The sequence below is a fragment of the Cellulomonas soli genome (assembly GCF_013409305.1).
Classification (GTDB): Bacteria; Actinomycetota; Actinomycetes; order Actinomycetales; family Cellulomonadaceae; genus Cellulomonas; species Cellulomonas soli.
Map to the genome: position 1 here is coordinate 1,968,676 of NZ_JACBZJ010000001.1, position 13,014 is coordinate 1,981,689.

At 74.1% G+C, this 13,014-nt stretch carries 12 protein-coding genes; 8 read left to right on the forward strand and 4 right to left on the reverse strand.

Features of this window, described 5'->3' with window-relative positions; all coding sequences use genetic code 11:
• The first annotated feature begins 229 nt into the window (after positions 1-229).
• The 6 genes from BKA22_RS09060 (at position 230) to BKA22_RS09085 (ending at position 7,732) form a co-directional block, all read left to right on the forward strand.
• Positions 230-2,512: an MMPL family transporter gene (locus BKA22_RS09060; RefSeq protein ID WP_146953196.1), complete on the forward strand. Its 2,283-nt coding sequence runs from the start codon at positions 230-232 to the stop codon at positions 2,510-2,512.
• Positions 2,513-2,680: 168 nt separating this feature from the next.
• Positions 2,681-2,908 (forward strand): hypothetical protein, encoded by a 228-nt coding sequence (locus BKA22_RS09065; RefSeq protein ID WP_146953195.1) that lies wholly within the window; start codon positions 2,681-2,683, stop codon positions 2,906-2,908.
• 72 nt (positions 2,909-2,980) lie between these two features.
• Positions 2,981-3,568, forward strand: coding sequence for an isochorismatase family protein (locus BKA22_RS09070; protein WP_146953194.1), 588 nt, complete (start codon positions 2,981-2,983; stop codon positions 3,566-3,568).
• Between the two features lie 134 nt (positions 3,569-3,702).
• A complete protein-coding gene (locus BKA22_RS09075) occupies positions 3,703-4,662 on the forward strand; it encodes a DsbA family protein (RefSeq protein WP_146953193.1) in 960 nt (319 codons plus the stop codon).
• Between the two features lie 139 nt (positions 4,663-4,801).
• Positions 4,802-6,748, forward strand: a complete 1,947-nt coding sequence (locus tag BKA22_RS09080; RefSeq protein WP_223203600.1) for an AAA family ATPase — start codon at positions 4,802-4,804, stop codon at positions 6,746-6,748.
• Between the two features lie 48 nt (positions 6,749-6,796).
• A complete protein-coding gene (locus tag BKA22_RS09085; protein ID WP_146953192.1) occupies positions 6,797-7,732 on the forward strand; it encodes an Fpg/Nei family DNA glycosylase in 936 nt (311 codons plus the stop codon).
• 4 nt (positions 7,733-7,736) lie between these two features.
• Here BKA22_RS09085 and BKA22_RS09090 read toward each other — a convergent pair whose 3' ends face one another.
• The 3 genes from BKA22_RS09090 to BKA22_RS09100 form a co-directional block, all read right to left on the reverse strand.
• The gene (locus tag BKA22_RS09090) at positions 7,737-8,156 is read right to left on the reverse strand and encodes a VOC family protein (RefSeq protein ID WP_179561716.1); all 420 of its coding nucleotides are present in this window, start codon (positions 8,154-8,156) and stop codon (positions 7,737-7,739) included.
• A gap of 80 nt (positions 8,157-8,236) precedes the next feature.
• Positions 8,237-9,091 (reverse strand): hypothetical protein, encoded by an 855-nt coding sequence (locus tag BKA22_RS09095; RefSeq protein ID WP_146953191.1) that lies wholly within the window; start codon positions 9,089-9,091, stop codon positions 8,237-8,239.
• On the reverse strand, positions 9,088-9,267 hold the full coding sequence (locus tag BKA22_RS09100) for a hypothetical protein (protein WP_146953190.1): 180 nt from the start codon (positions 9,265-9,267) through the stop codon (positions 9,088-9,090). The genes BKA22_RS09095 and BKA22_RS09100 overlap by 4 nt, the downstream gene beginning before the upstream one ends.
• A 51-nt stretch (positions 9,268-9,318) precedes the next feature.
• Here BKA22_RS09100 and BKA22_RS09105 point away from each other — a divergent pair, with 51 nt between their 5' ends.
• Entirely contained in the window at positions 9,319-10,266 is a 948-nt protein-coding gene (locus BKA22_RS09105; RefSeq protein WP_146953189.1) for an LLM class F420-dependent oxidoreductase, read from the forward strand.
• Here the strand turns inward: BKA22_RS09105 and BKA22_RS09110 are convergent.
• A complete protein-coding gene (locus BKA22_RS09110) occupies positions 10,252-11,517 on the reverse strand; it encodes a glycosyltransferase family protein (RefSeq protein WP_218866602.1) in 1,266 nt (421 codons plus the stop codon). The two genes, BKA22_RS09105 and BKA22_RS09110, sit on opposite strands and share 15 nt — an antisense overlap.
• 184 nt (positions 11,518-11,701) lie before the next feature.
• On the opposite strand from BKA22_RS09110, the gene BKA22_RS09115 reads away from it, so the two are divergent.
• Positions 11,702-13,012, forward strand: coding sequence for a uracil-xanthine permease family protein (locus tag BKA22_RS09115; protein ID WP_223203599.1), 1,311 nt, complete (start codon positions 11,702-11,704; stop codon positions 13,010-13,012).
• The last annotated feature ends 2 nt before the right edge of the window (positions 13,013-13,014 follow it).

Consider the following 13,014-nt stretch of genomic DNA (forward strand, 5'->3'; position numbering starts at 1 on the left):
AATTCAACAATACCACATGATCGACATTTCTTCAATTCCCCGAAAGGGTGGCTGATCCGCCTCCGCTGCGACGCTCGCGCTCTCCGGAAGGCGGTGACCTGCAGCGATGTCGGTCGCCAGGGGGGTGGGGCTGTCCCCCCGGCGGCTCCGGGGGCACCCTGCATTCACGGCGGGCGTCGCGCGCGGGACGGTGGTCGTGCTCACCCGCACGACCTTCCGAGGAGAACCCATGTCCGTCCTCTCGCCGCCCCGGCGCACCGGTCCGACCTCGTCCGGCGCCGCGCCCGGACCCGGTGCGGGACGCGTGCCCGCCGCCCGACGGCTCGCCCGCTGGAGCGCCACGCACCGGTGGACCGCCGTCCTGCTCTGGCTGCTGCTCGTCGTCGTGGCGGTCGGAGCGGGCGGGGCCGTCGGCATGCGCACGCTCACCGGCGCCGAGTCCGGCTCGGGGGAGTCGGGCCGCGCCGACCTGCTGCTGGAGGACGCCGGCTTCCCGGCCGACGCCACCGAGCACGTCCTCGTCCAGGCACCGGTCGGCGAGACCCTCACGCAGGCGCAGGCCGACACGGTCGCCGCCGAGCTGCGGGCCGCGTTCGGTCGGCTCGACGAGGTCGGCGAGGTCGGTGACCTGGTGCTCTCGAGCGACGGCCGCTCCGCGATGCTGCCCGTGACGATCGACGTCGGCGACGCGACCGGCACCGCGGCGTCCGCCCTCGCCGACGAGCGCGTGCCCGCGCTGCTCGCCGCGACCGCGCAGGTCGCCGCCGACCACCCGGACCTCACCGTCGCGCAGGCCGGGACCGCGTCGGTGAACGCCGGCATGAACGACCGCGTCGCCGGCGACTTCCGGCGCGCCGAGCTGCTGAGCCTGCCCATCACGTTCGGCATCCTGCTGCTCACCTTCGGTGCCCTGTTCGCCGCGGGCGTGCCCGTGCTGCTCGCGCTCTCCGCGGTCGGCACGGCCATCGGCCTGGCCTCGCTCGTCTCCCAGGTCATGCCGGCCACCGACACGCTCAGCAGCGTCGTCCTGCTCGTCGGCATGGCCGTCGGGGTCGACTACTCGCTGTTCTACGTGCGCCGCATGCGCGAGGAGATGACGCACGGCGCCACCCGGTCGCAGGCGATCGACATCGCGGCGGCCACCAGCGGGCGCGCTGTCGTCACCTCGGGAGTCGCGGTGGTCGTCTCGATGTGCGGGCTGCTGCTGTCCGGGCAGGCCGTCTTCCGGTCGATGGCGATCGGCACGGTGCTCGTCGTCGCGGTCGCCGTGCTCGGCTCGCTCACGGTGCTGCCGGCCGTGCTCAGCCTGCTCGGCGACAGGATCGACCGCCCCCGGATCCCCTTCCTGCACCGCCGGGCCACGGGCGACAGCCGGTTCTGGGCGGCGACCATGCGCGTCGTGCTGGCCCGTCCCGCGGTGTCGCTGGCCCTCGCCGCCGGGGTGCTGATCGCGCTCGCGGCCCCCGCGCTGGGCATCCGGCTCGGGGAGTCGAGCGTCGACTCGATGCCCGCGGCCGTCCCCGCGGTCGCCGCCTACCAGGGTCTGACGGCCGCGTTCCCGCAGACCGGCTCCACGCACACGCTCGTCATCGCCGCACCCTCTGCCGACGAGCCGCTCGACCAGGCCGCGGTCACCGCCGCCGTCGACCGCATGGTCGAGGAGGCGACCGCGACCGGGCAGTTCGCCGACCTGACCGGCACGACGGTCACGTTCGCCCCCGACGGCGCGACCGCCACGGTCGACCTGCCGATCCCCGACGCCTCCGGCGACACGAAGGCCGAGGCGTCGCTGACGCTCCTGCGCGACCAGCTCGTGCCCGACCTGCGCGCCGACATCCGGGCGGTCGACCCCGGCGCCGACGTGCTCGTCAGCGGCAACACGTCCTGGACCGTCGACTTCGGGGCGACGCTGCGTGCGCACCTGCCGTGGGTCGTCGCGTTCGTGCTGCTCGCGACGTTCGTCGTGCTCGTCCTCGCGTTCCGGTCGGTGGTCGTGGCCGGCACCGCGGTGGTCCTCACCCTGCTGTCCGTCGGCGCCGCGTACGGGCTGCTCGTGCTGGTGTTCCAGCACGGGTTCGCGACCGGGCTGCTCGGTGTGCAGCACAGCGGGTTCGTCGTCGACTGGCTGCCGCTGTTCCTGTTCGTAATCCTCTTCGGCCTGTCGATGGACTACCACGTCTTCGTCGTCAGCCGGATCCGCGAGGCGTCGCACGAAGGCCTGCCGACGCGGGCCGCCGTCGCCCGCGGCGTCACGCGGTCCGCCGGGGTCGTCACCAGCGCGGCCGCCGTGATGGTCGGCGTGTTCGCGATCTTCGGCTCGCTCTCGCTCGTCGAGTTCGAACAGCTCGGGGTCGGCCTCGCCGCCGCCGTGATCCTGGACGCGACCCTGGTCCGCGCCGTCCTGCTCCCCTCCGCCATGGCCGTGCTCGGCCCGCGCAACTGGTGGCTGCCCGGCTGGCTCGACCGCGTACTGCCCGCCGCCCACGGCGAGCAGGTGCCCGCCGCGGTCTGACGCCCACCTGGTCCGGTCGCCGTCCACCCCACGCCCCCGGGGTGGACGGCGTCCGTGCGTCCCGCCGCAGACCAGCGCTTGAGTCCGCGAGCGCCGCTGCCGATGGTGTGGACAAGGGCCCGGCCCAGGGTGGCGCGGCGTGGTCGACATGGTCGGAAGGACGATCCGGTGGACGAGCTCGCCGACCTGCAGGACCAGGGTCTGGCGACGATCGGCGCGAACAACCGTGAGCTGGCGTGCCAGGGCATCACGCTCTACTTCGACACGGATGCGCAGTGGCAGGCCTACCTCGACGACTTCGAGGCACGAGACACCGGCGACGCAGCCACGCCGGCCGCCGGCTCGGACCCGTGCGAGCCGTACGCGGACTCCCCGAGGTTCGTCACCCGGGGCTGATAGGCCGCAGCTCGGCGGTGCCCGCGTCTGCCCTGCTCCCACCCCCGGCGCCAGAGGGGGCAGGATCGGGGGATGACCCGTGCACTCATCGTCGTCGACGTCCAGAACGACTTCTGCGAGGGCGGTGCGCTGGCCGTCGCCGGGGGTGCCGCGGTGGCCGGTGCGATCACGGGGTACCTGCGTGAGCACGCGGACCGGTACGCCACGGTGGTCGCGACGCGCGACTGGCACCGTGGGCTGCCGGACACCAACGACGGGCACTTCGCGTCCGGTGCCGACCCGGACTACGTCTCGACGTGGCCCGAGCACTGCGTGGCGGGGACGCCGGGCGCCGAGCTGCATCCCGACCTGCGCCTGCCGGACGGGACCCTCGCCGTGGTCAAGGGGGAGGGTCGGCAGGACTACTCCGGGTTCTCCGGTCGGGTGGTCGACGCGGCGCAGCCCGACCTGGCCGCGTCCTTGCGGGCAGCCGGCGTGACGGAGGTGGACGTGGTCGGCCTGGCCACGGACCACTGCGTGGCGGCGACCGCGTGGGACGCCCGTGCGGCGGGGTTCGGGGTGCGGGTGCTCACGGACCTGACGGCGGCGGTCGCGGCGCCGACGGCGGTGGCGGCGCTGACCCGGCTCGCGCAGGCCGGTGTCGAGCTGGCGACGCGCTGAGGCGCCTTCACACCCGGCACCCAGGCAGGTCCCAGCGAACCAGCAGGTCGGGCGACGATGCTCGGGCCGACCCGCGTCGACCCCGGTGCCGCAGCGATGCGCCCGGCCGTCCCCCTGGAGGGGCAGCACCTGCCATGAGCTACGCCACCTCGAAGAAGCACGAGCGTGCCCGCAAGGAGCGGCGGGCGATCGCCCGCGAGCAGGAGAAGATCGACCGGCGGCGACGGGCGGCCCGCAAGCGCCGCAACCGGGTCCTGCTGGCCGTCGGCCTGCCGCTCGCCGGGATCGCGACGGCCACGGGCGTCGTCCTGGTGATGCAGTCGCGCGCACGCGCCGCCGAGCTGGCCGCCGAGGTCGGCCCGCACAACATGCTCAGCGACGGCATCGTGCTCTCCGGGGACGGCACCACGATGACCGCGCTGCGCACCTCGGCGCTCGACGCCGGCGCCGAACCCGAGGACACGGTCGTCGACCGGGCGAGCGGCGTCCTGGACATCGTCATGTACACCGACTACCGGTCGGACGACGCGGCGACGTTCTGGACGGCCAGCTCGAGCAACCTCGAGTCCTGGGTGACCGCGGGCCAGGCGACGCTCGAGGTGCACCCGCTCGCGCTCGACGGCGACGACTACGCCCTGCGTGCGGCGGGTGCGCTGGCCTGCGTCGCCGACTCCGCACCCGACAGCGCGTTCGTCGTGCACTCCGCGCTGCTGACCGCGCAGCCGGACCTGACCGAGAGCGGTCTGGACACCTCCGGCATCGAGGCGCTGGTCTCCGGGGTCGGTGTCGACTCGACCGAGGTGACCGCCTGCCTGGAGGACGGCGACTACACGGACTGGGTCGCCGAGGCGACCGCGCGCGCCGCGCAGTCCGTGCCGTTCGAGGGGATCGGCCCGGTGACCACGTCACCGGTGATCCTGGTCGCCGGCCAGCAGTACACCGGGGACCTGTCCGACGCGGACGCGTTCACGAGCTTCGTCAGCGACGTCTACGACCAGGTCGTGGCCGAGGCTGCGACGGACACCTCGACGTCCGGTGCGACCCCGGAGCCGAGCACGACCACCGAGGCCACGGAGGCGCCCACGGAAGGCTGATCGGGTGCGGCCGAACGGGTGGTCCGGTATGTCCGATCTTGCGGGGGTTCCTCCCGCACCGGACGATGGGTAGGACGCGTCACCCGTTCGAACCTTCCGGGGGCGTGCGCCACGGCACCACGGCACCGGGAGGACCGCCATGCGCCCCACCGACCCCTCGACCGGCCCGGACGACACGGCTGCACCCGACACGGCACAGATGCACGGCTCGCTCCACCCGGCGACCGGCACGGGTCGGGTCTCCGGCGGCCACGACGTCGCCGTCGACCGCGAGCGCATGCGCCGCCGCCGCGTCTACCGGTTCGCGGCCCTGGTCCTCGCGCTCGAGGCGTACGCGATCGGGGCGGCGATCACCGGGCGGCCCCTCCTGCCGATCCCCACGATCGACCCGCTCGTGGCCGTGCCCGTGCTGTTCTTCGTCGCGCTGCTCGGGATCATGGTCGTCACCCAGGTCGGCACGTCCCGTTCGCCGCACCTGACGTATCGGCCCGAGCAGATGGACGTGAGCCTGGACGACGTCATCGGTATCGAGCCCGTCAAGGAGGACGTGCGCCGCTCGATCGACCTGTTCCAGACGCACCGGCAGTTCGCCGACCTGATGGGCGGCACCCCGCGCCGCGGTCTGCTGTTCGAGGGCCCCCCGGGCACGGGCAAGACGATGACCGCGAAGGCGATGGCCGCCGAGGCGGGCGTCCCGTTCCTGTTCGTCTCCGCCACCTCCTTCCAGTCGATGTACTACGGCGCGACCGCGAAGAAGATCCGCGCGTACTTCAAGGCGTTGCGCAAGGCCGCGTGGGCCGAGGGCGGCGCGATCGGCTTCATCGAGGAGATCGACGCGATCGCGCTGCGCCGCGGGGGCGTGGTCGGTGCGGCCGCGGCGCCCGGCATGGCGACGATGTCCTTCGGGGCGTCGACCTCGTGCACGTGGTCGTCGGGTGCGCAGCTCGGCCCGGCCCCCGTCGTGGTGAACCCGGTGGTCAGCGAGGGCACGGGCGGCGTGGTCAACGAGCTGCTCGTGCAGATGCAGTCCTTCGACGAGCCGACCGGGTTCGACAAGCTCTACAACCGGCTGGTCGCCCGCGTGAACATGCTGCTGTCGGCCGACCGGCAGATCCGGCTGCGGCGTCCGGGTCGGGCGCCGATCCTGCTGATCGCGGCGACGAACCGTGCGGACTCCCTCGACCCGGCGCTGCTGCGCCCGGGCCGTTTCGACCGGCACCTGACGTTCTCCGCGCCGGACGCGCGCGGCCGTCGGGCGCTCGTCGACCACTTCCTGACCCGCCGGGCGCACGAGGCCGACCTGGACGACCCCCAGGCGCGGGACCGGCTCGCGGCGGCGACCAACGGCTGGACGCCGGTCATGGTCGAGCACCTGCTGGACGAGGCCCTGGTGAACGCGCTGCGCCGCGGGTCGCGAGCGATGTCGTACGCGGACGTGGAGCACGCGCGCATCACGGAGATGGTCGGCATCGGGCAGCCCGTGACGTACACGCGGGCCGAGCAGGAGCTCATCGCGACGCACGAGGCCGGGCACGCGACGGTCGCCTGGCTCGTCGCGCCGAACCGCACGCTCGAGGTGCTGACGATCATCCGCCGCGGCTCGGCGCTCGGCCTGCTGGCGCACGGGGACTGCGAGGAGGTCTACACGCACACGCGTTACGACCTGGGTGCGCTCGTGCAGATCGCGATGGGTGGCTGGGTCGCCGAGGAGCTGTTCTTCGGGCAGACGACGACGGGCCCGGCCAGTGACCTGGCGGCGGCGACCCGCACGGCCGCGCAGATGGTCGGTGCGGCGGGCATGACGGGGTCGCTCATCTCGTTCGCGGCGACGGGGCACGACATCGTCGCGGCCGTGCTGTCGGACAAGGCGGCCCGGGACCAGCTCGAGCACGTGCTCGACGACGCGCGCAGCACGGTGCGCCGGCTGCTGTCGCGCAACAGGCACCTGGTCGAGGCGTTGCGGGACGCGCTGCTGGAGCGGCACGAGCTGCTCGGCGAGCAGATCACCGACGTGCTGGAGCAGGCGCAGGCCGCGCACGACGCGACGGCCGACCTCCCGCCGGTGCCGCGGCTGCAGCCCGTCTGACCGACCGCCCCGGGCGGAGGCGTCGGCGCGCTCCCGTACCCTCGGCGCGTGCCCGAGGGTCATACCGTCCACCGCATCGCCCGCCAGCTCACGCTCGACCTGGCGGGGCGTCCTGTCGCCGTGTCCTCACCGCAGGGCCGGTTCGCCGCGGGCGCGCGCCGGCTGGACGGGCAGGTGGTCCTGCGGGCGGACGCGGTGGGCAAGCAGCTGTTCGTCACGTTCGCGTCCGGGGACGTGCTGCGCGTGCACCTGGGCCTGTACGGCGCGTGGGACCTGTACGGCCGGGTCTCGCCGCTGACCGACGGGCGCGCGGCGGTCGGCAGCCTGGGTGCCCCACGGCTGCGCCGGGCCGTGCGGCTCGGCGAGCGCGAGCAGTCGCTCCCGGGTGCGGCGGACGAGGGCGTGCCGGAGGACTTCCCGCCGACCCCCGTCGGTGCGGTGCGGGTCCGGCTGGCGACCGCCGAGACGGTGGCGGACCTGCGCGGCCCGTCGGCGTGCGAGGTGCTCGACCCGGTGCAGGCGCAGGTGGCGGTCGACCGGCTCGGCCCGGACCCGGCCGCAGCGGACGATCTCGATGCGGCCCGCGCGGTCGTCGTCCGACGCGTCACGGCTCGCGGCGTGCCCGTCGGCCAGCTGCTCATGGATCAGGCTGTCGTGGCCGGCATCGGCAACATCTACCGCGCCGAGCTGCTCTTCCGTGCCCGGCTCGACCCGTGGACGCCGGGCCGGCGGGTGCCTGCCGAGGTCGTCGGCGCCCTGTGGGACGACTGGGCCGTGCTGCTCGCCGACGGCATCCGCACGGGGGTCACGCTGACCCGCGAGGACCTGGACGCGACCGGACGCGAGCAGGCACTGGCCGACCCGACCGCGCGGCACTCGGTGTACGGGCGGCCCGGGCAGCCGTGCCGGGTGTGCGGCACGCCCGTGCTGGTCGAGCCGATGGCCGCCCGCAAGCTCTACCGCTGCGCGACCTGCCAGCGCTGACCCGTCAGGCCCGGTGCTCGCCCGGGTCGGGTGCCGCGGCGAGCAGGTCGCGCTGGGACTGCTCCCACCCGCTGCGCTCGTCGACGACGAAGCAGAACTCGTTGCCCTCCGGGTCGGTGAGCACGACGTACCCGTCGCCGTGCTCGTCGAGCATCGGACCGCTCAGCACGCGCGCACCGAGCCCGACCGCGTGCTCGACCGCCGCCCGGGCGTCGGGCACCTGCACGTCCAGGTGCAGGCGGTTCTTCGGGGAGGACTTCGGCTCGGGCACCTGCTGGAACGCGAGCAGCAGGGGGCCGGCGTCGACCGTCGCCCACGACGGGTCCCGGGCCACCCACCGGGTCGCCATGACGGCTCCCCAGAACGCGGCGAGGGCCGCCGGGTCGGCGCAGTCGACGACGACCTCCTGGATGCGGATCTTCATGCCGGCGACCGTACGCCCGCCCGCCGACAGCCGTCCGCGCCGCCGGGGTGCCCCCGAGGTGCCTGACCTGCGGGAACGGGTCAGGCGTCGAGCCCGAGCAGGGCGCGCCACGCGCGGTGGTGCTCGACCGTGACGCCCTCGTAGCCGGCCAGCCCGCCGAACGCGTCGGCGACCAGGGCGACCTCGTGCTCGAGCACGTCGGGGCCCTCGTCGACGAACGTGTACTGCGCGCCACCGGCCACCTCGGCGGTGTCCGTCTCGACCCCGACCGTGAACGGCCTGCCCGCCAGGCTCGCAGCGACCACGGCCGCACCGGCCAGCGCGATGATCCCGTCGGCGCCGTCCGCGTGGTCGATGAACGCCACGACACCCACCCGGTCGCACCGGGCGAGCACCGCGTCGAGCAGGGTCGCACCCGCCCCCGTCGGGTCACCCTGGTGCGCGAGCCACCAGGGTGCGTCCACGCCCAGGCCGACGCCGGCGGGCAGCGCGTCGTGCACGGTCTCCAGGACGGTGAGCCAGCGCAGCGCCGTCCCGGTCGGGTCGCTCGCCCAGCCGGCGGTCGTCCACGGCTCGACGTCGAGCTGCACGACGTCCGGCACGGCACCGGCCGCGTGCGCCGAGGCGAGCGCGGCAGATGCCCAGGTGACGGCGAGCGCGGGCTGGTCGATCCACGGCGGGTCCCCGCCGAGCACCCCGACGGCCACGCCCGTCTGCTGCAGGGCGGCGCACGCGTCCCCGAACCACAGTCCGACCGGGCCTTCGTCGGCCGCCCACGGCGCGGCGAGGAACACCCGGGTCAGTGCCCGAGCGGTGCAGAAGTCGACGAGCGCGGCCGGTTCCGCGGGCGCGTACGCGCGGCCACGGGCGTCGAGCACCGGGTCGACCGGGTTGTGCCACGCCCACATCGACGTCACGGCGGACGGCCCGGTCATCGCCGGCCCCGCTGCACCCCGCGCCACTCCCGCAGCGCGACGGCCGCCAGCACGGCGGCCGGGACCAGGGCCCAGACGCGTCCGCGCAGCGCGGCGGTCAGGCAGGCCAGCGCGAGGGTGCCGCCTGCGAGCACCACGACGAGGCTGCCCCAGCGGACCTGCGGATCGCGTCCCACGCGCACGACGCTACAGGTCGGAGGGTCGGCGCCTCGTGCGAAGGTGGGGCCATGGATCTGCGCATCTTCACCGAGCCCCAGCAGGGCGCGACGTACGACGAGCTGCTCGCGGTGGCCAAGGCCACCGAGGACCTCGGCTTCGACGGCTTCTTCCGCTCCGACCACTACCTGGCCATGGGGTCCGGCGACGGCCTGCCCGGGCCGACCGACGCCTGGACGACGCTGGCCGGGCTGGCCCGTGAGACCAGCCGCATCCGCCTCGGCACGCTCGTGTCGTCGGCGACCTTCCGGCACCCGGGCGTGCTGGCCATCCAGGTCGCCCAGGTCGACCAGATGTCCGGCGGCCGGGTCGAGCTGGGCCTGGGCGCCGGCTGGTTCGAGCAGGAGCACGCGGCGTACGGCATCCCGTTCCCACCCAAGCGGTTCGACCTGCTGACCGAGCAGCTCGAGGTCGTCACGGGCCTGTGGGGCACACCCGTGGGCGGTCGGTTCGACCACACCGGGGCGCACTACACGCTGACCGGCTCCCCGGCGCTGCCCAAGCCCGTGCAGACCTCGTCGCTCGACGCGTCGAAGGCGGGCGTGCCGGTCATCGTCGGCGGGCTGGGCCCGAAGCGGACGCCCGCGCTCGCGGCCCGGTTCGCCGCGGAGTTCAACCTGGCGTTCCCGCCGCTGGCCGACGTGGGCGACCACGTGGCCCGCGCGCACGCGGCGTGCGAGGCGATCGGCCGTGACCCGCGCACGCTGACGATGTCGGCCGCGCTGGTGCTGTGCGCGGGGCGCACGGACGCCGAGGTCGACCGTCGGGCCGCCGCGATCGGCCGCGACCCGCTCGAGCTGCGCGAGGTGGGCGTGGCCGGTACGCCGTCCGCCCTCGTCGACCGCCTCGGCGTGCTCGCCGAGCTCGGCCTGGAGCGGGTGTACCTGCAGGTGCTCGACCTGCACGACCTGGACCACCTCGAGCTCGTGGCGAGCGAGGTCGCCTCACAGCTCGGCTGAGACCCCCCGGGGGCGGTGCGTCGTCGCGGACGTGCGGCGCACCGCCTCGGTCCACAGCTCACGGGCGGTGTGCACGAGCAGCACGACGAGGGCGACGTTGCGCCCGACGAGCACGAGCGTCGCGCCCGGAACGCCGGACAGGATCAGGTCGTAGCTCCACGGGAACACGACCTGGGTGGCAGCCGCGATGCCGAGCACGAGCACGGCGGTCGTGCGCCAGCGCGGCAGGCCCAGCGACAGGGCCACGACGACGGGCGCCGCCAGCCACCCCACGTACTGCGGCGAACCGACCTTGTTGAAGACGATGAGGGCCGTCGAGACGAGCATCGCGCCCCGCATCACGAACGCGAGCCGCGCGTCCTCGTCCTCCCAGAAGACCGGTCCGGTACGTCGGCGCACCCACCACAGCAGAGCGGCGCACGCGACGACCGCCAGGACGAACAGCGCCCCGAGCACGTCGGCCATGCCCTGGGCGCCCACGCCGTGCAGCTCGACGGTGACGAGCGCCTCGTTCCACTCGCGGCGCACGCTCGTCGACCACAGGGCCGCGATCAGCCAGGGAGTACCCCCGACAGCCTCGATCTGCAGCCCCCGGCCGTCCTGCTCGCCGAGGAACGACAGCAGGTGCTGCCCGCCGCCCCCGAGCACGACCACGCCGCTGACCAGGGCCGACACCACGGCGGCGGGCAGGACGACGTCCCGCCACGGCCGGCGCACGGCCAGCACCTGAGGCAGCAGCAGCGGCCCGGGGGAGACCTTGACCCAGGTGCCGAACGCGAGGAGCGCGGCCGACGTGCGCGGCGAGCGCAGCGCGAGGACCAGCCCGACGACGACGAGCGGGGCCACGACCGCGTCCAGGCGGCCCATCGCAACCGGTCCGAGCAGCAGCAGGAAGGCGATCCAGCACCACGCGCCGAGGCGCGGCCCGATCGGGACGTCCGCGCCGGGCTCGTCGTCACCGGTCTGCGGCGGCGCTGACCGCGCGAGCACGGGCGCGTGCAGCAGGACCAGGACCGCGACAGCGTCGAGCAGCGTGATCATGAGCGACCACGCGACCATGTACCCCGACCCGGTGCCCGTGCCGCCCACGGCGGCGGCCAGCATCGGCACGATCGCCCCCGCCGGGTAGACCCACTCGCCCGACAGCACCGGCCAGTGGCCCTGCTCGAGCCCTTGCCACATCCAGTACCGGTAGAGCGTCAGGTCCCAGAACGCCTTCTCGGGGATCGCGACGACGCCCAACCAGATCATCCAGGCGTGCACGGCGACGAAGGCGGCCCAGACGGCGGCCGTCGAACGAGCGATGCGGTGCAGAAGGACCTCCGGGTGGGATGCGAGGGGTGCATTCGTCGCTACCCTGCGGTCGGAACGAACCGTACCGCCGCCACCTGAGAGGCGGCCAGGTCGCAGACGCGGCCCTCGACGAGGAGGCCTTGTGAGCAGTATCGGATGGCGCGTGCACGGTGACGGCCGACGGGTCACACCCGGTGAGGTCGTCGCACCCGACGAGCGGCTCACGTGGCCGCGGACGATCGGCATCGGCCTGCAGCACATCGTCGCGATGTTCGGTGCGACGTTCCTCGTGCCGCTCATCACCGGGTTCTCCCCGCAGACGACGCTGTTCTTCTCGGCGGTCGGCACGGTGGGCTTCCTGCTCATCACGGGCAACCGGTTGCCCAGCTACCTCGGGTCGAGCTTCGCGTTCCTGGCGCCGATCGCAGCGGCGACGGCCTCCGGCGGGCAGTCGGTCGCGGTCGGCGGCATCCTCGTCACCGGCATCGCGCTCGCACTGGTGGGTCTGCTGGTGCACGTCGTCGGCGGCCGATGGATCGACGTGGTCATGCCGCCGGTCGTGACGGGCACGATCGTGGCGCTCATCGGGTTCAACCTGGCGCCCGCCGCGTGGAACAACGTGAAGGTCGCCCCGGTCACGGCGATCGTCACGCTCGGCTCGATCATCTTCGTCTCGGTCTTCTTCCGGGGCATGCTCGGCCGGCTCGCGATCCTGGTCGGCGTGCTCGTCGGCTACGCGGTCGCGCTGGTGCGCGGCGAGGTGGTCTTCGACGCGGTGCGGACGGCGTCCTGGGTCGGCCTGCCGGACTTCGTCACGCCCACGTTCGACGTGAGCGTGCTCGGCCTGTTCCTGCCCGTGGTGTTCGTGCTCGTCGCCGAGAACGTCGGCCACGTGAAGTCGGTCGCCGCGATGACGGGCAAGAGCTACGACGACCTGACCGGCCGGGCGCTGCTCGCCGACGGGCTCGCCACGACCCTCGCAGGTCTCGGCGGCGGGTCCGGCACGACGACGTACGCGGAGAACATCGGCGTCATGGCCGCGACCCGCGTGTACTCGACCGCGGCCTACTGGGTCGCCGCGGGCGGCGCGTTCGTCCTGGCCCTCTCGCCGAAGTTCGGTGCCCTGATCGCCACGGTGCCCGTCGGCGTCCTGGGCGGGGCGGGGACGATGCTCTACGGGATGATCGGGATCCTCGGCGCGCGCATCTGGGTGCAGAACAAGGTGGACTTCTCCGACCCGGTCAACCTCACGACCGCCGCCGTCGCGCTGGTCATCGGCGTCGCCGACTTCACCTTCCAGACGGGCGACCTGACGTTCGCCGGCATCGCGCTCGGCACGGCCGCCGCGATCGGCATCTACCACTCCATGCGGGCGATCACGCGCTGGCGGGGCACGGGGCACGAGCCGGTCAGCCCGGCATCGGTCCCCGGCGGCGACGAGCTCGTGGGCTGACC